This is a genomic window from Vibrio sp. 10N.222.51.C5 (assembly GCF_041474575.1).
Taxonomy (GTDB): Bacteria; Pseudomonadota; Gammaproteobacteria; order Enterobacterales; family Vibrionaceae; genus Vibrio; species Vibrio crassostreae_C.
Map to the genome: position 1 here is coordinate 59,151 of NZ_JBFRUJ010000045.1, position 19,483 is coordinate 78,633.

Annotated in this window: 22 protein-coding genes; 10 read left to right on the plus strand and 12 right to left on the minus strand. The window is 46.3% G+C overall.

What is annotated here, in order from left to right:
* Positions 1 to 19: 19 nt before the first annotated feature.
* The 3 genes from ccoG to AB4558_RS14270 all read right to left on the minus strand — a co-directional run bounded on the left by ccoG (position 20) and on the right by AB4558_RS14270 (position 2,327).
* Positions 20 to 1,438 (minus strand): cytochrome c oxidase accessory protein CcoG, encoded by a 1,419-nt coding sequence (ccoG, locus tag AB4558_RS14260; RefSeq protein ID WP_372073267.1) that lies wholly within the window; start codon positions 1,436 to 1,438, stop codon positions 20 to 22.
* Between the two features lie 326 nt (positions 1,439 to 1,764).
* The gene (locus tag AB4558_RS14265) at positions 1,765 to 2,028 is read right to left on the minus strand and encodes a YihD family protein (protein WP_009848104.1); all 264 of its coding nucleotides are present in this window, start codon (positions 2,026 to 2,028) and stop codon (positions 1,765 to 1,767) included.
* A 131-nt stretch (positions 2,029 to 2,159) separates the two neighbouring features.
* A complete protein-coding gene (locus tag AB4558_RS14270) occupies positions 2,160 to 2,327 on the minus strand; it encodes a hypothetical protein (RefSeq protein WP_004739323.1) in 168 nt (55 codons plus the stop codon).
* 283 nt (positions 2,328 to 2,610) lie between these two features.
* Between AB4558_RS14270 and AB4558_RS14275 the strand changes: the two genes are divergently transcribed.
* The gene (locus AB4558_RS14275) at positions 2,611 to 3,402 is read left to right on the plus strand and encodes a sporulation protein (protein WP_017058778.1); all 792 of its coding nucleotides are present in this window, start codon (positions 2,611 to 2,613) and stop codon (positions 3,400 to 3,402) included.
* Between the two features lie 156 nt (positions 3,403 to 3,558).
* A complete protein-coding gene (locus AB4558_RS14280) occupies positions 3,559 to 4,212 on the plus strand; it encodes a hemolysin III family protein (protein ID WP_017063010.1) in 654 nt (217 codons plus the stop codon).
* Here AB4558_RS14280 and AB4558_RS14285 read toward each other — a convergent pair.
* The 6 genes from AB4558_RS14285 to def all read right to left on the minus strand — a co-directional run bounded on the left by AB4558_RS14285 (position 4,209) and on the right by def (position 10,708).
* Positions 4,209 to 4,784: a DUF3157 family protein gene (locus tag AB4558_RS14285; protein ID WP_017065828.1), complete on the minus strand. Its 576-nt coding sequence runs from the start codon at positions 4,782 to 4,784 to the stop codon at positions 4,209 to 4,211. The two genes, AB4558_RS14280 and AB4558_RS14285, sit on opposite strands and share 4 nt — an antisense overlap.
* A gap of 26 nt (positions 4,785 to 4,810) precedes the next feature.
* On the minus strand, positions 4,811 to 6,256 hold the full coding sequence (locus AB4558_RS14290) for a TrkH family potassium uptake protein (RefSeq protein ID WP_029235459.1): 1,446 nt from the start codon (positions 6,254 to 6,256) through the stop codon (positions 4,811 to 4,813).
* A 95-nt stretch (positions 6,257 to 6,351) separates the two neighbouring features.
* Positions 6,352 to 7,728, minus strand: coding sequence for a Trk system potassium transporter TrkA (gene trkA / locus AB4558_RS14295; RefSeq protein ID WP_004735766.1), 1,377 nt, complete (start codon positions 7,726 to 7,728; stop codon positions 6,352 to 6,354).
* A 109-nt stretch (positions 7,729 to 7,837) separates the two neighbouring features.
* Positions 7,838 to 9,118, minus strand: coding sequence for a 16S rRNA (cytosine(967)-C(5))-methyltransferase RsmB (rsmB, locus tag AB4558_RS14300; protein ID WP_017058774.1), 1,281 nt, complete (start codon positions 9,116 to 9,118; stop codon positions 7,838 to 7,840).
* A 92-nt stretch (positions 9,119 to 9,210) separates the two neighbouring features.
* A complete protein-coding gene (gene fmt / locus AB4558_RS14305) occupies positions 9,211 to 10,158 on the minus strand; it encodes a methionyl-tRNA formyltransferase (protein WP_017063006.1) in 948 nt (315 codons plus the stop codon).
* 37 nt (positions 10,159 to 10,195) lie between these two features.
* Entirely contained in the window at positions 10,196 to 10,708 is a 513-nt protein-coding gene (def, locus tag AB4558_RS14310) for a peptide deformylase (protein WP_017058772.1), read from the minus strand.
* A gap of 140 nt (positions 10,709 to 10,848) precedes the next feature.
* Between def and AB4558_RS14315 the strand changes: the two genes are divergently transcribed.
* Genes AB4558_RS14315 through AB4558_RS14330 form a run of 4 tightly spaced genes read left to right on the plus strand, consistent with a single transcriptional unit; the run spans position 10,849 to position 14,111 of the window.
* Positions 10,849 to 11,940 carry a LysM peptidoglycan-binding domain-containing protein gene (locus AB4558_RS14315; protein ID WP_229648151.1) on the plus strand — a complete coding sequence of 364 codons (1,092 nt, stop codon included), beginning with the start codon at positions 10,849 to 10,851 and terminating at the stop codon, positions 11,938 to 11,940.
* Positions 11,937 to 13,049 carry a DNA-processing protein DprA gene (gene dprA / locus AB4558_RS14320; RefSeq protein ID WP_017071760.1) on the plus strand — a complete coding sequence of 371 codons (1,113 nt, stop codon included), beginning with the start codon at positions 11,937 to 11,939 and terminating at the stop codon, positions 13,047 to 13,049. The genes AB4558_RS14315 and dprA overlap by 4 nt, the downstream gene beginning before the upstream one ends.
* A gap of 3 nt (positions 13,050 to 13,052) precedes the next feature.
* The gene (locus tag AB4558_RS14325) at positions 13,053 to 13,529 is read left to right on the plus strand and encodes a DUF494 family protein (protein ID WP_029235095.1); all 477 of its coding nucleotides are present in this window, start codon (positions 13,053 to 13,055) and stop codon (positions 13,527 to 13,529) included.
* Between the two features lie 12 nt (positions 13,530 to 13,541).
* The gene (locus tag AB4558_RS14330; protein WP_017063003.1) at positions 13,542 to 14,111 is read left to right on the plus strand and encodes a type I DNA topoisomerase; all 570 of its coding nucleotides are present in this window, start codon (positions 13,542 to 13,544) and stop codon (positions 14,109 to 14,111) included.
* Positions 14,112 to 14,199: 88 nt separating this feature from the next.
* On the opposite strand, the gene AB4558_RS14335 is transcribed toward AB4558_RS14330, so the two are convergent.
* Together AB4558_RS14335 and purE are read right to left on the minus strand one after the other, a co-directional pair.
* A complete protein-coding gene (locus AB4558_RS14335; protein WP_102321074.1) occupies positions 14,200 to 15,330 on the minus strand; it encodes a 5-(carboxyamino)imidazole ribonucleotide synthase in 1,131 nt (376 codons plus the stop codon).
* Between the two features lie 5 nt (positions 15,331 to 15,335).
* Positions 15,336 to 15,821 carry a 5-(carboxyamino)imidazole ribonucleotide mutase gene (gene purE, locus AB4558_RS14340; protein ID WP_004735777.1) on the minus strand — a complete coding sequence of 162 codons (486 nt, stop codon included), beginning with the start codon at positions 15,819 to 15,821 and terminating at the stop codon, positions 15,336 to 15,338.
* A gap of 195 nt (positions 15,822 to 16,016) precedes the next feature.
* Here purE and AB4558_RS14345 point away from each other — a divergent pair, with 195 nt between their 5' ends.
* From AB4558_RS14345 to AB4558_RS14360, 4 genes are all read left to right on the plus strand, one after another.
* Positions 16,017 to 16,574 carry an L-threonylcarbamoyladenylate synthase gene (locus AB4558_RS14345; RefSeq protein ID WP_017058767.1) on the plus strand — a complete coding sequence of 186 codons (558 nt, stop codon included), beginning with the start codon at positions 16,017 to 16,019 and terminating at the stop codon, positions 16,572 to 16,574.
* Positions 16,575 to 16,593: 19 nt separating this feature from the next.
* Positions 16,594 to 17,511, plus strand: a complete 918-nt coding sequence (gene hemF, locus AB4558_RS14350) for an oxygen-dependent coproporphyrinogen oxidase (protein WP_372158875.1) — start codon at positions 16,594 to 16,596, stop codon at positions 17,509 to 17,511.
* Between the two features lie 75 nt (positions 17,512 to 17,586).
* On the plus strand, positions 17,587 to 18,417 hold the full coding sequence (gene aroE / locus AB4558_RS14355; RefSeq protein ID WP_108185960.1) for a shikimate dehydrogenase: 831 nt from the start codon (positions 17,587 to 17,589) through the stop codon (positions 18,415 to 18,417).
* Between the two features lie 17 nt (positions 18,418 to 18,434).
* Positions 18,435 to 18,704, plus strand: coding sequence for a DUF1488 domain-containing protein (locus AB4558_RS14360; RefSeq protein ID WP_017081754.1), 270 nt, complete (start codon positions 18,435 to 18,437; stop codon positions 18,702 to 18,704).
* On the opposite strand, the gene AB4558_RS14365 is transcribed toward AB4558_RS14360, so the two are convergent.
* Positions 18,701 to 19,246, minus strand: a complete 546-nt coding sequence (locus AB4558_RS14365; protein ID WP_017092405.1) for a gamma carbonic anhydrase family protein — start codon at positions 19,244 to 19,246, stop codon at positions 18,701 to 18,703. The two genes, AB4558_RS14360 and AB4558_RS14365, sit on opposite strands and share 4 nt — an antisense overlap.
* Positions 19,247 to 19,483: the final 237 nt, after the last annotated feature.

A 19,483-nucleotide genomic window follows, 5' to 3' on the forward strand; every position in this document is an offset into this window, starting at 1 on the left:
AAGCACTACGGTGCGGGTATCAGAGCTTCTTGATAAAGCGGCTTTCGACTTCCATCGTAAACTCTTCATTATCCGAGAGTATAAACTGAATTGTCGAAACTGGTGAGCTCAGTTTTTCTGGGTCGGCGCCCAAACTGATAGGTAGGTTCAAAACCTCGCCTGGATCGACAGTAATCGTCTGTTTACCATACCAGATAGAATCGGGCAGTCCGCTAACATCGAGTTTGTATTCTTGCTCTTGTTGAGTCTTGTTGATCACTTTCAAGGTGTAGGTGTTTTCAACCAACCCTTGGTTATTGACTCTAAACAGTTGGTTTCGGTCACGCAGAACACTTAGGCCGGCAGGATCAACGCTCGCGATTTGGGCGAAGAACAAGCCCAGCATCACGATCAAGATAGCGCCATAGCCCAACAGCTTGGGACGCATTACCTTGGTCGAGTGACCTTCAAGTCTGTGCTCGGTGGTGTAATTGATCAGGCCTTTCTCATAGCCCATACGCTCCATCGTGTTGTCACAGGCATCAATACACGCGCCGCAGTTAATACACTCGTATTGCAGGCCGTCACGGATATCGATACCCGTAGGGCACACTTGTACACACAGATTACAGTCAATACAGTCGCCTAGACTAAGCTCTTTTGGATCGGCTTTACGAGAGCGAGGGCCACGGGTTTCACCACGTTCTGTGTTGTAACCAACGATGAAGGAGTCTTTATCGAACATTGCCGACTGGAAACGCGCGTAAGGACACATGTGCAGACAAACAATTGAACGCATCCAACCCGCATTGGCATAAGTACATCCAGCAAAGAACAGTACCCAAAACACCGGCCAGAAAGACGAGTTAAAGGTAAAGAAGCCAACCACTAACTCTTTGATTGGGATGAAGTAACCAACAAAGGTTAAGCCCGTCGCAATGGCAATCGCCCACCACGCAATGTGTTTGAGGGTTTTTCTGAGGATTAAATTGCTCGTCAGTTTGCCCGAGTCTTGTTTTCTTCGCTTATTGGCAGCGCCTTCTAGCTTCTCTTCGAACCAGATATACATGAAGGTCCAGACGGTTTGCGGGCATAAATAGCCACACCAGACGCGGCCTAAGAAGGTGGTTATGAAAAACAGGCCAAACGCGGCAATCATAAATAGGATCGCGAGTAGGGTCAGATCTTGCGGGTATAAGGTGGTGCCAAAGAAGTTGAACTGTTGGCTGCCGATATCGAGCAAGATCGCTTGACGTTCACCAAAGGGAATCCATGGGATAAGCGCAAAAAGTAAAAGTAAGAACCAACCGCCATAGCGACGCAGTTGTTGGAATTTACCTTTGCTTTCTCGAACATAGATTCGGTTACTTGGGTTAAATCGATCTCCATTACCTTTATGTGTTTTCGGGTTAAAGGTTTTAGGAGTCACATCTTTGATATCGATTTTATCCTGACTCATGGACTATCCTTTTTGTGGCTTGTTTGCCCGGTTAAGTCGGGCATGACGACATTACTTGAAAGTATGGTTTAGAGAACCTGTTGAAATTGAGCTTGGTGCATTTGTTGTTATCGCACTCACTCTTATTATTTTAGAAGATTCTTATGGATGGCGATTATAACGACAATCTTGTTCTCATTTCTTTAACGCTATCAACCTTTAACAACAAAAGTCATAACAGTTGTGACGAAAAAATAGCGAACAGAAACAAAAAAGCGACCTGGTGGTCGCTTTTTAAAATTGAGTGTTTTATCTATACGGCAATTGAGCTCTAAACAAACGGGCGACTAAAGAAGGCCACGTGCTTTTAGAATTGCGGTTTTGAAATCATCTTCTTGGTCTTTTTTCAGGCCCGGGATCATTTCATCTTTTTCGCTGTTGCGCATTTTTAGGTGGTAGATAAGAACATCGTCAGTCAGTTCTTCAAGCTTGCCTTGGTAGCCCGCTTCTTTTGATAGCTTAATGATGAACTCTAATAGGTTAAGCTCTTGATCTTTCTGCCACTCAGGCTCCATCAGTTCAAGCAGTTCTTCAATGCGGTGACACTTCATACTTTATTTCTCCACAAATTTTATAATGATTTGTGGCTAAGGTATCAAATCGGGTAGGGAATACCAATGTGTAAACACATTTCAAGATGGGAGCGGGCAAGAAAAAAGCGCAGTAAAAACTGCGCTTTTTGTTAAGCGGCTTTAATCACTTTTGTTGTAGTCGGTGCTAATAAAGCAGTCTTCTCAACTAGAGTCATTGTCGGAGCCAATTTCTTAGCCGTTGGAGCAGCAACAAAGCCACTACGACGACGCATCGCACTACGGTTGGTGTGCGAGAACCTGACAGCTGTTGGGCGCATTAATTTACCTAACGGTCAGGCATATCCATTGCCAATCTAATGGCCTGATTTACCATGAGCTCCACCTCAATTGCTTGAAGCGTCACTCGTCTGGCTTTCGCCAATCCGAAGAATAAATCAGGATAATGATATGCATGCATATCAAGGCTTAGATTATCACTATCTAAGTTATCGATCGACGCCTGAGTGATAAATAGACGATATTAGAGCTAAAATAGTGTGAGCAGTATATTTGAGTTTGAACCTCTTTCAGGCTTAAGATGATGCTTTAAAGGAGGTGCATATGTCGTTCTTAAAGAAAACGTTAGCAAGTTTTGGAATTGGATCTGCCAAGGTGGATTCTGTATTGCAACAGGAAGTGCTTTATCCAGGCAAGAAGGCGAGCATTATTGTGCATGTCTATGGTGGCGCTCAGCCACAAGAGATCGACAATATCGATCTCAACTTGTGCTGTCGTTACGTCAAAGAAATTACTATGAATTCGCAAAGGCAAGAGGGCGGTCAAACACGTCGAATGCACCAGACATACTCGTTGGCCAAATGGAGCCTGCCGTATGCCTTTGTTATTCAGCCGGGTGAAACCCGTGATTTTGAATGTGAGTTTGATGTCCCGCTGAACACACCTGTCACGATTGGTGATTCAAAGGTGTGGCTAGAAACCGGGCTCGATATTGCGATGGCGATTGATCCATCGGATAAAGACATCTTAACGGTGCGCCCTGACGCACTCCTCGATGGTATTTTTAACGAGCTTGAAGCTCAAGGGCTGCGTATTCGCCAAGTTGAGTGCGAAGCAGTAGAGGGCTTTGAACTGCCATTTGTTCAAGAGTTTGAGTTTGTCCCTACCACTGGTCCATATCATGGCCGCTGGCGTGAACTGGAAGTGGTTGCTCATCGTGATGAAACCGAGCTTAAGTTGTGGTTTGAGATAGACCGTAATCGCGATGGAGCAAAAGGCATGTTGGCGAGCTTGTTAGGCATTGGCCAACTGCAGCGTCAATTGAGTGTGCCATTGGATACGTCACCACAAGATGCGGGCAAGATGGTACTTGAGTATCTAGACAACGCATCTTAGTTAGCTCTTTGGTTCTGTAGCTTTAGAGACCTTAGCTTCATCACACCGTTTAGGCGTTATTAATGTCATAAAAGATATCATAAAAATTTAAGCTTACACGTGTAAGCTTAATGTGCAATACTAGGCAAATCGAACATTTACTCTAGTAGGATAATCATGTCTGCATCATCGGCGAGCGAATACAGTGACATCGAAGAACGCGCCAATGCGATAACCCATGGCTTGGGTGTTGTGCTTGGCGTGGTTGGTTTAATCCTGCTGCTGATTCGTGCGTTTGACCATCAAGCCGACATACTGACTATTGCGAGTATGGCGGTATATGGCAGCAGTATTATCCTACTCTTTCTCGCTTCCACGCTTTATCACTCGATCACCACAGAAAAGACCAAGCGATTACTGAAAACTCTCGATCACTGTGCGATCTACTTATTGATCGCGGGCAGTTACACGCCATTTTTATTGGTGAGTTTAAGAACACCATTGGCGATGGGTTTGATGGCAGTGATTTGGGGTATCGCGCTAGTCGGAATCATTATGAAGATTGCCTTCGTCTACCGATTTAAGCGTTTGTCATTGGTGACTTACTTGGCGATGGGTTGGTTATCGCTGATTGTGGTTTATCAACTGGCGATGAATATCGAGATGGGTGGTTTGGTGCTACTAGCACTCGGTGGCGTGATTTACTCGTTGGGTGTGATTTTCTATGTGGCAAAACGCATCCCTTACAATCATGCCATCTGGCATTTGTTTGTGTTGGCGGGCTGCGCTTGCCATTTCTTCGCTATTTATTTGTACGTGACTCCGGTTTAGCGAGCCAGTACCTCAGTAATCTCAGCTTTAATCTGATATTCAGGGTGTTGTTCTAGGTCGAGCTTGATGAGCTTGCCTTCTTCACCCGTCTTTGGTCGTAGGTATGTGTCGGCCATTCGTTTGATTGATTTCCACACAGCAACTTCTTCTTCTGCCAACAACTCACCTTCTGCAGTAAATACGCTGATGTTAAGTGATACCAAAATGACCGCTTGAGTGCCTTGGTTAGTGATGGCTGTCGGAATGATAAGCTCACCATCTTCATAGCGACTTGCACCCAGTACAACATCCACTCCTGACTGAGACAGCTGTAAGCTTGGCTTTTTACTATTAACCACAATCGTAGTGCCACGCGTGTTCGTTGCGACAGGTACGGCTACGACAGGCACTGCAGTCTCTGATGTTGTCGTTGCTGCTTCCGTTTGCTTTGGTGCCACGTATTGCCAAGTAAAATCATCTTTGAGTAACACTTGCTTGCCATCAGGCAAGGTGACCATTTGATCAGCAAAGGCAGAACTTACGAATACTGAGTTTGCGAGCAATGCGCTAGCGAGAAGTACGTATGATTTCATCTGTGTTTCCTTGATTTTGTGCTTGGTTAACGTCGCCAAAAGGCTGGGAAAAATAGAACAATGAGCGTCAATATCTCGAGTCGCCCCATCAGCATTCCTAAGCTTAGCAACCATTTAGCGGCGTCGGGCAGTGGAGCAAAGTTCCCGGTTGGACCGATAACGCTGCCCATACCAGGACCAACGTTGGCAACGGCTGTGATAGCGCCAGATATACTGGTCACGGGATCAAGCCCCATCGCGCTCAAGCCACCTGCAATTAAGATAATCGTAATAAAGAACATCAAACCAAATGCGACTAGTGAACGCACAATATCGTCATTCACCGGTCGCTGATTGTAGCGTTGAACAAACACGCCCGACGGGTGAATCAGTTTCATCATCTGCTTATGAAGCATGGTCATCGCGATCTGGAAGCGGAAGATCTTGATACCACCAGAGGTTGAACCTGAGCACGCGCCCGCCATCATTAAAAAGGCAAACAGCGTGGTAGGCAAAGCGCCCCACGCGGTGAAATCTTCTAAGCCAAAACCGGTTGTGGTTACGACTGACACAATGTTGAACATCGAAACACGCATCGCATCCATGACTGTGTAGCCATCTCTAACCACCAACCATGTCGATATCACGGCACTGGTGACCAAGAATAGATAGGTGAAACCTCTCACTTGCGCGTCTTTGTAGAGGATTGAGAGTTTTCTACCACGCAGTGCGCTAACAAACAGTAGGAACGGCAGACCACCAAGGAACATGAACAGGGTTCCTACCCAGTGAGCACTGTTAGAGAAGTGGTTCATTGAGCCATCTGATGTTGAGTAACCACCCGTAGACAGTGTTGTGAAGGCATGATTGATTGCGTCAAAGATACCCATGCCTGCAAACAGGTAGCTAATGATGCACAACCCAGTCAGAACCAGATAAACCGCCACGATGTTCTTGGCGACCGTTTTCGCTCGTGGGCTGCTTTTATCTGACCAATCGGATGATTCGGTTTGGAACAGGCGCATACCACCGACGTTGAGCATTGGCAGAACCGCTACCGCCATAACGATGAAGCCGATGCCACCTAACCATTGCAGTATAGAACGCCACAACAGAATACTTGGAGCCATGCTGTCTAAGCCGCTTAATACGGTTGAGCCTGTCGTGGTGATACCAGACATGGTTTCAAAATAGGCGTCAATGAAGCTGATGTGGTTGATGAAGACAAACGGCAGTGCAGCAAAGGCACTGGCTATCGTCCATACCAGAGAGGTGATCAGGAACATGTCCCGTACCCCAAGTCGGAACTTAGCTGAACGGCCTAAGCTCAAGCAGATGAACGCCACAATGTGCGTGATCACTACCGACTGACCAAACTCGAGGAAGCCACCGGTGCCTGTGAAAAAGGCAACCAATGTAGGGATGTACATGAAAAGGGCGAGTTTTGATAACACTAACCCTATCACTAATAATATCGGACGAAAGTTGACCATAGCTTAATAGACCATAGCTTTAATTGATTACAGCTTTGTGCCGGAGCGCCGTTCTCACAAAAGAAAGTTGCGAGAAGAAGCTCACGAGAACAAGGCTATAAGAAGAACGGGCTCGGTTGGAATAGAGACTCAACATCCGGTACGTATTTCTTGTCCACTAGGAACATCACTACGTGGTCATCTTGTTCGATTACGGTTCTATCGTGCGCGATAAGTACTTCTTCTCCGCGAACAATCGCACCAATAGTGGTGCCCGGTGGTAGCTTGATGTCGCCAATCGCTCGGCCAACCACTTTCGATGTGGTTTCGTCACCGTGAGCAATGGCTTCGATCGCCTCTGCAGCGCCGCGACGTAGAGATGATACGTTAACAATATCAGCACGACGAACGTGAGTAAGCAGCGCAGAAATGGTCGCTTGCTGTGGAGAGATAGCAATATCAATCACGCCACCCTGAACAAGGTCTACGTAAGCACCACGCTGAATCAGTACCATTACCTTCTTGGCACCCATTCGCTTCGCCAGCATTGCTGACATGATGTTGGTTTCATCTTCATTGGTTAGGGCAATGAACACGTCCACTTGATCGATGTTCTCTTCGGTTAGCAGCTCTTGGTCTGCCGCATCGCCACAGAAGACGATGGTGTTTTCTAATTCTTCAGACAGCTTCTCGGCGCGAGTGTAGCTGCGCTCGATAAGCTTGATGCTGTAGCTCTGCTCAAGGCGTTTTGCCAAGCTTGCACCAATGTTACCACCACCGACAATCATGATGCGGCGGTACGGTTTCTCTAGGCGTTGTAGCTCACTCATTACTGAGCGGATATGGTTACTCGCTGCCACAAAGAAAACCTCATCATCGGCTTCAATGATGGTGGTGCCTTGTGGGCGAATAGGGCGACCTTGACGGAAAATAGCGGCAACACGGGTATCAATGTGCGGCATGTGCTCACGCAAAGCAGACAGTGCGTTACCCACCAGTGGACCACCGTAGTAGGCTTTTACTGCTACTAGGCTAACCTTCTGTTCAGCAAAGCTCACAACCTGCAGTGCGCCTGGGTATTGAATCAGGCGCTCGATGTAGCTGGTCACTAGTTCTTCGGGTGCGATCAGGTGATCGACTGGGATGGCACCTGATTTGAATAGCGCTTCTTTCTCTTCTAGGTATTGAGGAGAACGAATACGAGCAATTCGGTTCGGCGTATTGAAAAGAGAGAAAGCAACCTGACACGCAGCCATGTTGGTTTCATCCATGTTAGTTACGGCAACTAACATGTCGGCATCTTGCGCACCCGCTTCACGTAGTGTGTTTGGGTGGCTGGCATAACCGTTTACAACCCTAAGGTCGTACTTATCCTGAAGTTCACGAAGTCGGTCAGCATTACGGTCGACAATGGTGATGTCGTTGTTTTCACCAACCAGGTTTTCAGCAAGGGTACCGCCAACTTGTCCAGCACCTAGGATAATGATCTTCATAGCCTTTCTCTTTTCTTTACCGTGGTAATTCTAGTTATCTAACTTTGTTTTGATAATGCACTAGAAAGAAACAGCGGCTAAGAAATAAATTCTTAGCCGCTGTTAGTTGTTATGCCTGTTTTACTAGAACTGCGTAGTAGAAGCCATCCATATCTTCTTCTCCAGGTAGTATTTGACGACCCGGATTTTCGATATCAGACCCAACCAGCGTTGCGTTTTCAGTACGTGCTAGGAATGCTTTCACTTGCAGCACGTTTTCTTGCGGCGTGATAGAACATGTCGCATAAACCATGGTGCCGCCTTCTTTCAGCTGACGCCACATTGCATCCATAATTTCGCTTTGCAGTTCAGCCAGCGCATCAATGTCAGACGCACGACGTAGCCACTTGATGTCAGGGTGACGGCGAATGACGCCAGTCGCTGAACAAGGTGCATCAAGTAGGATACGGTCGAACTTATCACCCATCCACCACTCTTCTGGGTAGCGAGCATCACCACAAATTACGTCGGCACGCAGTTGTAGACGCTCAAGGTTATCGTAAACGCGGTCTAGACGTTTAATGTCGCAGTCAATCGCAACCACTTCAGTATCTTGAGTGTGCTCAAGAATGTGTGCCGTTTTACCACCTGGTGCAGCACAACAATCTAAGATCAGCTCACCATCTTTTGGTGTTAGGTAATCAACCGAAAGCTGAGCGGCAGCATCTTGCACTGATACCCAACCCCTGTCGAAGCCAGGAAGCAAAGTAACATCACAAGGTGCAGCTAATTTTATGGCATCAGCTGCTTCTGGGTGCAATGTGTATTCAATGTTTTCGTTTTTAAGCAGTTCTACATACTCGTCACGAGTGTGGTGTTGGCGGTTAACGCGCAGCCACATTGGTGCCTTGCTGTTGTTTGCTTCAACCAGTTGCTCCCATTGATCTGGGTAGCTCTCTTGAAGCATTTTTAGAATCCAGCTTGGGTGGCCGTATTTGCCTGCATTGTGGCTAACGGCTTTCTCGTCTAGTTCTTCTTGGTCACGTAGGTAGCTACGTAACACAGCGTTGATCAAACCACTCAGGCTTGGACCGCGCAGTGTCTTAGTACCCTCAACCGTTTCAGCAACCGCGGCATGCGAAGGGATACGCATGAAGCTTAGTTGGTAAATGCCCACCAAGATTAGGTGGTGGAATACACGCTTTTTACCTTTAAGCGGGTTTTCCATCAGTTCGTTAGCGATTGACTCTAAACGAGGCAGATAACGAAGTGCGCCGTAGCAAATCTCTTGCAGTAGAGCATGGTCTCGCGGACGGATCGTTTTTTGAGCCGCAGGGAGAGCGTGTGAAAGAGAGTGGCCTTTATCGACAACTTGGAATAGGACATTTGCAGCAGCAGCGCGAACATTCATGAGGGGTACCGAATATTTATTTGAATACATGAGGACATCTCTGCCCTCGTAAAGGTTTTCTAAGCTGTGTAATTAACAGCTTTAAAAGCGGATTAAGAAAGTTGAGTACCAACTTCAAACCAGCTTGCACGTGAGTTCAAGATATCCTGAACTGACATGGCTTTCTTACCTGGAACTTGTAGCTGTTCAAGAACAAGTACGCCTTGTCCTGTCGCTACGTAGATACCAGTTTTATCCGCTTGCAGAATTGTACCTGAAGGCTTATCAGAAGTTTGCTCTGCCACACGGCTTTGCCATACTTTGATGCTGTTCTCAGCAGCTTCAAAGTGGCTCATTGGCCATGGGTTGAAGGCACGAACGCAGCGTTCAATATGCGCAGCTTCATCACTCCAGTTGATACGCGCTTCTTCTTTGCTTAGCTTCTTCGCGTAGTTCGCAAGCTCATCGTCTTGCTTTTCTGCAACTGCTTTGCCAGAAGCGATGTCCGCTAGACATTCAACAAGCGCGTCAGGGCCAAGGCCCGCTAACTTCTCGTACATTGATGCGCTAGTATCTGTCGCTTCGATAGGCAGCGTTGCGATGCTTAGCATGTCGCCAGTATCTAGGCCGATATCCATCTGCATGATCGTCACGCCTGTCTCTTTATCACCTGCCCAAATAGAGCGTTGAATCGGAGCAGCACCACGCCAGCGCGGTAGGATAGAGCCATGTACGTTGATACAACCTAAGCGAGGCGTATCTAATACAACCTGCGGAAGCAATAAGCCGTAAGCGACAACAACCATGATGTCAGCGTTCAATTCAGCTAGCTCTTGCTTAGCCTCATCTGACTTGAAGTTTTCTGGTTGGTAAACCGGAATATTGTTTTCAAGTGCGATGTTTTTTACTGGGCTCGCAGTGAGTTTTTTACCGCGGCCTGCTGGGCGATCTGGCTGTGTGTAAACAGCAACAACTTCATGCTCCGAAGACAACAACGCCGCCAAGTGACGGGCGGCGAAATCCGGAGTACCTGCAAAGACAATTCTTAAAGACTGACTCAAGGTAGGCTTCCTTCTAATTTAGTAATAGCAGCGGTTATTAACCTTGTTTCTCGTTGAAACGTTTAATCTTCGCTAGCTTATCTTGGATACGTTTACGCTTTAGTGGCGATAGGTAATCAACAAACAACTTGCCTTCTAGGTGGTCAAGTTCGTGCTGAACACAGATAGCCAGAAGGTCGTCAGCGTCGAATGTGAATTCGTTGCCGTCACGGTCTAGTGCTTTAACCGTTACTTCTGCAGCGCGAGGTACTAGAGCTCGAGCGCCTGGTACAGATAGGCAGCCTTCTTCGATTCCATCTTCGCCGCGCTTCTCAGTAATTTCAGGGTTGATAAGCACCATTGGCTCATCACGTGTTTCTGAAATATCGATAACAACGATGCGTTGATGGAAATCTACTTGCGTTGCCGCAAGGCCGATACCTTCTTCGTCGTACATGGTTTCAATCATGTCATCAACGAACTTTTGAATCTCTGGGGTAACTTCTTTTACCGGTTTCGCCACGGTACGTAGACGATCATCTGGTAATGTTAATACTTGTAATACAGACATATACACTCGAAATATTGAACTGTGCCGAAACAGCTTAAACCTTGTTGGCTCAATTCTAGACATTTTAGAGGTCAAATGACAGCATCCTGAAGGTAATTCTCAAATCAGATGTCATATATTCAGACCAAGGAACCTAGGTCATGCGTCATTTTTCTCCCATTTTTTCTCTTGTTTGTGCCTCGCTTTCGTTCGCCGCTACGGCTGAAAATAGCGCTCAACCTTTAACCATTAAGCAGGGCGCACCTGAGGCGTATGTGGTGGTAAAGGGCGATACCTTATGGGATATATCTGCGATGTATCTTGATAGCCCGTGGTTGTGGCCAAGGTTATGGCAGGTAAACCCTGAGATAGAAAATCCTCACCTTATTTATCCCGGAGACAAACTGTCGTTGGTTTGGATTAATGGTGAACCTGTCTTGAGCCTCAAGCCTGTTATCAAACTCAGCCCTAAGATTCGTGTTTCTGAGAAGAAAGCAGTACCTACCGTCAACGAGGGACTGGTTCTACCTTATTTACAGTCTGATCGCTTGGTAGAGCAGCAAGATATCGAATCGGCACAACGAGTATTAGGAACCAGTGATGGTAAACGTTTCTTATCGGGTGCAGACCGGTTGTTTATCTCAGGTAACCAACAACATCAAAAGTGGGGTATCTACCGCGCAGTTGAAACCTACCAACGGCAGCAACCCCAAGCGAGTATTACCTCTTTGCGACTGGTCGCCACTGCGCGCTTAAAAGAGGTGGATGCTGAGTTCAGCAGCTTGCAGATAGACACTCAGCTGCAAGAGGTATTGCTGAACGACCTTGTGCTACCAGAACTTGGTGTTGATCAGGTGAAGCTCTCTACCACGTTTTATCCTGCACCTAGTGCGGCGGGTCAATTTGCTAATATCTTGGGCTCATTAGATGGCAGCCAATACAGCGCGAAGAATCAGGTGGTAGTGATCAACAAAGGTTCACAGGATAACCTTCGCCAAGGTTCTATGTTTACCCTCAGCGAAAGCGGTGCGGTGGTGTTTGGTAAGCAAGGTGAATACAGTTATAAAGAGTCTGCGGCGAGCGATAAGGTGCAATTGCCAAGTACCTCGCTGGGTAGCTTGATGGTCATTCGTCCTTATGAGTATTTTAGCCTCGCGTTGATCACTCAGAGCTCTAAGCCTGTTAGCAAGGGCATTCTGGCAGTATCGCCTTTGGATCTTGCTTTGACAGAAGAGGTTAAGGGCACCGAGTGAATGAGCAACAACTGAGTGCTTGGCTAACTCTAAGTTTTGTTCCTCAATTGGGTGGCAAACGCCTTTCTCGCCTGCTGAGTATCGATTCCCCTTCGAACATTGTTGGCTACTCAAGCCAGCAGCTGCAAGTGATGGGTTTATCAGGCAAACAAATTTCTTATCTAAGAGAGCAAGCCCCAAGAGAAGTGGAGGCTTGCTTATCATGGCAAGCAAAACAGCCTAACCATCACATCATTACCCCTAATTGCCCACATTATCCCAAACTGCTTAATGAGATTGCCTCTGCGCCCAGTGTTCTTTTCGTTAAAGGTCACGTTGAAAAACTGATCGAGCCTCAAATCGCGATGGTCGGCAGCCGCAATGCCAGTATTGAAGGACTGCAGACCGCCAAGTCCTTCGCCAAAGAGTTTGTCCAAAACGGTTTAATTGTCACCAGTGGCTTAGCTTTAGGTATCGATGGCTATGCTCATGATGGTGCTCTAGATAAAAGAGGGGAAACTTTTGCAGTGTTGGGGTCTGGCTTGGACTCCATTTATCCTGCCCGCCACCGAAATCTAGCTGAGAGGATCTGTGAGAACGGAGCGCTGATTTCAGAGTTTCGACCGAGTGCTAAACCAAGACCTGAACATTTCCCCCGTCGTAACCGTATTATAAGTGGGTTATCGCTCGGAACCTTGGTGGTGGAAGCGGCTGAGAAGAGTGGCTCTTTAATTACCGCTCGCTATGCCATGGAGCAAGGTCGAGAAGTGTTTGCGCTGCCCGGTTCTATTCATAGCCCAACCAGTCGCGGAGGTAACAGTCTCATCAAAGCTGGAGCATGTTTAGTGCAAAATGCTCAAGATGTTCTGATTGAAATAAAGAGTCTGTTAAACTGGTCTATAGATCAGCAGCCGAGCTTATTCGAACCTACGCCGAATGAGGGTGAAAATGAACAATTGCCATTTCCACAGCTGTTAGCTAACGTAGGATTAGAGGCGACACCCGTTGATATTTTGGCACAGAGAACCCATATACCTGTGCATGAAGTCATGATGCAGCTTTTAGAGCTTGAGCTCTCAGGGCATGTTGTTGCAGTTTCCGGTGGCTATATTCGAAAGGGGAGAGGCTAAGCTATGATGATGGACATACTGATGTACTTGTTTGAAACCTACATCCATAGCGATTCTGAATTGCAGGTGGATCAAGACGAACTTGAAGATGAACTTCTTCGAGCGGGGTTTCACCAAGATGATATTTATAAGGCTCTCCATTGGTTAGAAGACCTTGCTGCACTGCAAGATACCGATAACCAAGCGGCGATTACTATGTGCTCTAATACCTCGATGCGTGTTTACACAAGTAAAGAGATATCACGTATTAATATGGAGTGTCGTGGTTTCTTGTTGTTCCTTGAGCAGATCAACGTCCTCACGACAGAGATTCGTGAAATGGTGATTGATCGTGTCATGGGGTTAGAGACCAATGAATTTGAGTTGGATGATCTGAAGTGGATTATCTTAATGGTACTGTTCAATGTACCGGGTAATGAAAGTGCTTACACGCAAATGGAAGAGCTGTTGTACACCAAAGAGCAAGGTATCTTGCATTAATACAGGCTTATCATGAGTAGTAAGATTGATAATCAGCTTTTTTCAGCACATGAACATGCGTTAGAGCATGAACCATGTCCACAGTGTGGTGGGGAGCTTCAGCTTCGCCATGGTAAGCACGGCCCATTTTTAGGCTGTAAGCAGTATCCGAGCTGTGATTACATCAAGCCTCTTCATCAAAATGATGGTCATGTGGTGAAAGAGCTGGGCGTTCCGTGTCCTAAATGCCAAAACGAATTGGTATTAAGGCAAGGTCGCTTTGGGATGTTCATTGGCTGTAGCAGTTATCCAGAGTGTAATCACATCGAATCTTTGGACCAACCGAAAGAACAACCTGAAGAGCAGCCACTTGTTGCCTGCCCTGAGTGTGGTCGAGGCCACTTGGTTGAGCGTAAATCTCGCTATGGCAAAACCTTCTATGCGTGTGATAACTACCCTAAGTGTAAGTTCGCCGTTAATCAGCCACCTGTTATAGGTCGTTGTGAACAGTGCCAGTTCCCGTTGTTACTTGAGAAGAAAACAGCCAGTGGTACCAAGAAGCAATGCGCTGATCGCAAGTGTCACCACATTCAATCTCAATAACTCGATATTATAGACACAAAAAAACGGCGCTCACTGAGCGCTGTTTTTGTATCCAATAAACTTTTTATATCAATAAGCCAATGTAGGCTTACTTCATCTGCTCAGCAAACTCATGCACAGCAGGGTAGGCTTGCTTATCAAGAATCTCAGCCAATGAGCACAAAGCTCTTTGTAATTCTGCGTTGTAGTCAGCGCTCACGTTAATGTGACCCATCTTGCGACCTGCACGCTTTTCTTTGCCATACCAATGAACATGACAACCACCTTGAGCAAGAATAGCCTCAGGAAGAGTATCTTCGCCAAGAATGTTGATCATTGCGGTTGGACGAATCAGTTTAGTGCTACCTAGTGGCATGCCACACACTGCACGTAGGTGGTTTTCAAACTGACAAGTCTCTGCGCCTTGTTGCGTCCAGTGGCCCGAGTTATGAACACGTGGTGCAATCTCATTAACAAGCAGTGAACCTTGAACATCAAAGAACTCAAGTGCTAGCACGCCAACGTAATCTAAACGCTCAGCAATGGCAGTGAACATGGCTTTAGCTTGCTCTTGCAGTTCAATGTCATCAATCGCTGTCGATAAGCTCAACACGCCGTCGGTGTGAACATTCTCAGCCAGTGGATACACTTGAACCTCGCCATTGGTATCACGAGCACCAACCAGTGATACTTCGCGGTCAAACGGAACAAACTCTTCAGCCACAATCGCTTGGTTGTCGGTCGCGGTAATGCACTCAGCCATTTCTGCCCAAGTCGCGTCAACATTGTCTAATGTCTTTAAGCGCCATTGGCCCTTGCCGTCGTAGCCGCCAAGTGTGCTCTTCAACACCATTGGTAAGCCAACGTGAGCAATTGCAGCGTCAAAGTCTTCGCGAGAGTTAACCACGTAGTACTTAGCATTCTTCACGTTCGCTTCGTCTAACAGGGCTTTTTCAAGACGACGGTCACCGCCAGCTTTGATTGCTTCTGTTGTCGGTAAGAACTTACCGCTGCGCTCACACACCTCAAGTACATCGTGAGGAATATGTTCGAATTCAGCAGTAATGACGTCCGCACGCTCAATCGCATTTTCTAAGCCGTTACCTAGAATCGCTTGCGTTAATGGGTGAACAATATTTTTGCTGCCAACATCAAAAGCAGAAATTTCAATATTCAGCGGTGCCCCAGCTAGGGACATCATGCGAGCAAGTTGGCCCGCGCCTAACACAAGAACATGCATGGAAATTAGTCCTCTGCAGGGTTTGGATTAGCCAAAACCGTTTCTGTTTGCTCAGAACGGAATGCTTCTACTTTTGCCATTACTTCTTCATTGTGTGTACCAATGATTTGAGCCGCTAGGATGCCTGCATTGGCAGCGCCAGCTTCACCGATAGCCAAAGTACCTACCGCGATACCTTTTGGCATCTGCACGATAGAAAGCAGAGAGTCCATGCCTTTCAGTGCTTTAGACTGAACTGGAACACCCAGAACTGGTACGCTTGTGAAAGCAGCAGCCATGCCCGGAAGGTGCGCTGCACCGCCAGCACCAGCAATAATTACTTTAATACCGCGCTCTTTCGCACTGGTTGCGTAGTCTGCAAGCAACTGAGGTGTGCGGTGAGCAGAAACCACTTTTGTTTCGTACGCCACGCCAAACTGATCCAACATTTCTGCAGCTAGCTTCATTGTTGGCCAATCAGATTTAGAACCCATGATAATACCGACAGTCATCTCAAACTCCTTCAGGTACGATTTAATTAGTGATTAGATATTTTGCGCGCATTATACGGGTAAAATTACTTAAGGAAAACGTTTGCGTCAGTCTAAGTTGTTAATTGATACATTTTATAAACAAATAGCTTTAGTCACAGTGAATGATAATTTGTACACTTAGCGAGTTCGATAACTGACTTAATGAGGCAACTCGTGGATAACTTTCAACATACATTGCAGGCATTACAACAAGGTGAAGTCATTGCTTACCCGACCGAAGGCGTTTTTGGGGTTGGTTGTGATCCTGATAATCCACATGCCATCAAGAAATTACTCGAGTTAAAACAGCGTCCAGTTGAAAAGGGCTTGATCTTGATTGCTGCAAGTTACGAGCAGCTGCTTCCTTATATTGATGAAAGCCAGTTGACGGAAGAACAGTTGGTAACAGTGAAAGCGACATGGCCAGGTCCGGTCACTTGGATTATGCCAACCAGCAGCAAAGTTACTGACTGGGTCAGCGGCCAGTTTGATTCCATCGCGGTACGAGTGACGGATCACCCTTTGGTTCAAAGAATGTGTAATGAGTTCGGCAAGCCGTTAACCTCTACAAGTGCCAACCTGACTGGCGAGCCGCCTTGTATGACGACTGAAGAAGTTCAACAGCAACTGGGTCAACACTTAGTCGCGATTCTAGAAGGCCAAACGGGTGGCCGTGAGAAGCCAAGCGAAATTAGAGATGCAAAAACGTCGAAAATATTAAGACAGGGTTAAACCCTGCAAAGGAAGTAAGATGTCAGCAATTGATAAAGAAGCAGTAAAGCAGTTTTTACTGAGCCTACAAGATTCGATTTGCCAGCAGCTTGAGCAAGCTGATGGTGTAGCGTTGTTTGAAGAAGATGCATGGGAGCGAGAACCTGGCGATCGTCTAGGTGGCGGTGGTCGTACTCGCGTGATGACCAATGGTGCTTTATTTGAACAGGGTGGAGTTAACTTCTCTCACGTCGCTGGTAAAGCAATGCCTGCCTCTGCAACCGCTCACCGTCCTGAGTTAGCCGGACGTAAGTTTGAGGCGATGGGGGTTTCATTAGTTATCCACCCTAAAAACCCATATATCCCAACCTCACACGCGAACGTTCGATTCTTCATTGCGGAAAAAGAAGGGGAAGACCCGATTTGGTGGTTTGGTGGTGGTTTTGACTTAACGCCATTTTATCCTGTCGATGAAGATTGCCAATCTTGGCATCAAACTGCTAAAGATCTTTGTGCGCCGTTTGGTGATGATGTTTATCAAGAACACAAAGAGTGGTGTGATAAGTACTTCTATCTTCCTCACCGAGACGAAACACGTGGTGTTGGGGGTCTGTTCTTTGATGATCTGAATGAGTGGGGTTTCGATAAGAGCTTTGCTTATATGCAGGCGGTCGGTGAAGGCTTTGCAGCCGCCTATCTACCAATTGTAGAACGACGTAAAGAGACGTCTTACGGTGAGCGCGAGCGTGACTTCCAACTTTATCGTCGTGGTCGCTATGTTGAATTTAACTTAGTGTATGACCGTGGCACCCTATTTGGTCTGCAAAGCGGTGGGCGCACAGAGTCTATATTGATGTCGATGCCACCGTTGGCTCGTTGGGAATATCGCTATGAACCACAAGCAGGCTCACCAGAAGCTCTGCTTTATAGTGACTACCTCAAACCTCGAGTTTGGTAGTTCTTCCTTCCTTATAGGGATAGTGATAGGGTCATCTATATAGATGACCCTTTTTTATTTCTGTTAGGTAAGGATATGACACAGCAAGTAGATCGTTATGCCGTTTTCGGTAACCCTATTGGGCAAAGCAAATCGCCATTCATTCACACATTATTTGCTCGCCAAACCAGCCAACAACTTACCTATACAGCACTCCAGCCAGAACAAGGTGAATTCATCACTGCTGCTCAAGCATTTTTTAGTGAAGGTGGGAGAGGGTGTAATGTCACTGCGCCATTTAAAGAAGATGCTTATCAGTTCGCTAATCGCCTGACTGAGAGAGCTGAACTAGCAGGTGCCGTAAACACACTTAAGAAGCTAGATGATGGAGAGATCATTGGTGATAACACCGATGGTGAAGGTTTAGTTCAAGATCTTCTTCAACATCAAGTAGTCCTAGAAGGGGCTCGCGTTCTTCTACTTGGTGCTGGTGGTGCTGCTCGAGGAGTGATTCAACCTCTACTCGACCAAAACCCACAACAGCTGGTGGTCGCTAATCGAACCAGCTCCAAGGCTGAACTTCTGGCTGAGATGTTTTCTTCGCATGGCAATATCAAGGGGATAGGGCTAAGTGATGTTAATGAAGGCTTTGATGTCATTATTAACTCTACTTCGTCTGGTCTAAGCGGGCAGCTTCCTGAAGTGTCTGATGCTATTTTCAATTCTAATAGCGCTGTTTATGACATGGTTTACGGATCTGGAACGACTGTATTCAATCAGTGGGCACTAGATAATGGTGTTCACGCTGCTTATGATGGTTTGGGTATGTTGGTAGGACAGGCTGCTGAGAGCTTTATGCTTTGGCGTGGCCTTCGCCCAGGAACAAAACAGATTTTAAGAGAATTACGTAGAAACTTAGAGATGTAACAAGGTAATTATAAAAAATGAATCAATCAATTCTATTTCCGGATATCCAAGATTGGGATGAAGCAAGTCAATCTATCACCTTCCCAGCACAACAGTCGGGTGCATTGATCGAATGTGTCTTATCTATTGAAGAATTATCACGATTGGCAGGTAAAGAGATAGAAGAGGGCGATCAAGCTTTAGTTATCTTTTCAGAGTTACGTTTCGATATTGAAGAGCTAGCGGAAGAGTTAATAGAAGAAGAGGAGTATGACTCCTCTAATCGGATTCAGATCAAAGCGCTTTAAACTGGAAGCACAGAGTCTAGATAGTCGTTTTTATTCTGAACATAGTTGTCAGCTGACTTCTGTAAAAAGGCACGCTCTTTATCATTTAATGGGCGTGCTTGTTTTACTGGGCTTCCTACATAGAGATAACCGCTTTCGAGTACCTTGTTCGGTGGCACTAAGCTACCAGCACCAATCATCACTTCTTCTTTAATAATCACGCCATCCAACACGATAGCTCCCATGCCAACAAGTACACGATCTTCAATCGTGCAGCCATGTAGCATTACTTTATGTCCGATAGTGACATCATTACCTATTAATAAAGGGTAACCCTCAGGGTTTTCTGCATTCTTATGGGTGACGTGCAAAACGCTGCCGTCTTGGATATTCGTTCTATCTCCAATATGAATGTGGTTCACATCTCCTCGAGCTGCAACCAAAGGCCACACGCTAGAGTCGTCACCGATTTTGATATCCCCAACCAGTACCGAACTTGTATCTATATAGACACCTTGTCCAATCTGAGGGGATATTCCTTTATAACTGCGTATTGAACTCATAAATCCTCCTTTATATAGGCACCTTAAGCCCTTAATTAAGGGGAATACTAGTGAAAATGGAGTGTTTTGAACAAAAAACGCTCGAACAATCAAAAAAGTAAGAAAAACTTCAAAAAGGGCTTGCCAGTGTGATCGAAATCTCTATAATGCGACCTCGTTGAAACGGGAAGGCTTCGTAAGAAACCAAAACGAATCAGCAGGTCAAATTAGCCAAGCTAAGCGCTTGAAAAAAGTTTT

Excerpts from the sequence above, each read along its gene's own strand:
- ccoG (WP_372073267.1), bottom strand. The coding sequence starts at position 1,438 with ATGAGTCAGGATAAAATCGATATCAAAGATGTGACTCCTAAAACCTTT.
- AB4558_RS14265 (WP_009848104.1), bottom strand. The coding sequence starts at position 2,028 with ATGAAGTGTCACCGCATTGAAGAACTGCTTGAACTGATGGAGCCTGAG.
- AB4558_RS14270 (WP_004739323.1), bottom strand. The coding sequence starts at position 2,327 with ATGCGCCCAACAGCTGTCAGGTTCTCGCACACCAACCGTAGTGCGATG.
- AB4558_RS14275 (WP_017058778.1), top strand. The coding sequence starts at position 2,611 with ATGTCGTTCTTAAAGAAAACGTTAGCAAGTTTTGGAATTGGATCTGCC.
- AB4558_RS14280 (WP_017063010.1), top strand. The coding sequence starts at position 3,559 with ATGTCTGCATCATCGGCGAGCGAATACAGTGACATCGAAGAACGCGCC.
- AB4558_RS14285 (WP_017065828.1), bottom strand. The coding sequence starts at position 4,784 with ATGAAATCATACGTACTTCTCGCTAGCGCATTGCTCGCAAACTCAGTA.
- AB4558_RS14290 (WP_029235459.1), bottom strand. The coding sequence starts at position 6,256 with ATGGTCAACTTTCGTCCGATATTATTAGTGATAGGGTTAGTGTTATCA.
- trkA (WP_004735766.1), bottom strand. The coding sequence starts at position 7,728 with ATGAAGATCATTATCCTAGGTGCTGGACAAGTTGGCGGTACCCTTGCT.
- rsmB (WP_017058774.1), bottom strand. The coding sequence starts at position 9,118 with ATGAATGTTCGCGCTGCTGCTGCAAATGTCCTATTCCAAGTTGTCGAT.
- def (WP_017058772.1), bottom strand. The coding sequence starts at position 10,708 with ATGTCTGTATTACAAGTATTAACATTACCAGATGATCGTCTACGTACC.
- AB4558_RS14315 (WP_229648151.1), top strand. The coding sequence starts at position 10,849 with ATGCGTCATTTTTCTCCCATTTTTTCTCTTGTTTGTGCCTCGCTTTCG.
- AB4558_RS14325 (WP_029235095.1), top strand. The coding sequence starts at position 13,053 with ATGATGATGGACATACTGATGTACTTGTTTGAAACCTACATCCATAGC.
- AB4558_RS14330 (WP_017063003.1), top strand. The coding sequence starts at position 13,542 with ATGAGTAGTAAGATTGATAATCAGCTTTTTTCAGCACATGAACATGCG.
- AB4558_RS14335 (WP_102321074.1), bottom strand. The coding sequence starts at position 15,330 with ATGCATGTTCTTGTGTTAGGCGCGGGCCAACTTGCTCGCATGATGTCC.
- purE (WP_004735777.1), bottom strand. The coding sequence starts at position 15,821 with ATGACTGTCGGTATTATCATGGGTTCTAAATCTGATTGGCCAACAATG.
- hemF (WP_372158875.1), top strand. The coding sequence starts at position 16,594 with ATGTCAGCAATTGATAAAGAAGCAGTAAAGCAGTTTTTACTGAGCCTA.
- aroE (WP_108185960.1), top strand. The coding sequence starts at position 17,587 with ATGACACAGCAAGTAGATCGTTATGCCGTTTTCGGTAACCCTATTGGG.
- AB4558_RS14360 (WP_017081754.1), top strand. The coding sequence starts at position 18,435 with ATGAATCAATCAATTCTATTTCCGGATATCCAAGATTGGGATGAAGCA.
- AB4558_RS14365 (WP_017092405.1), bottom strand. The coding sequence starts at position 19,246 with ATGAGTTCAATACGCAGTTATAAAGGAATATCCCCTCAGATTGGACAA.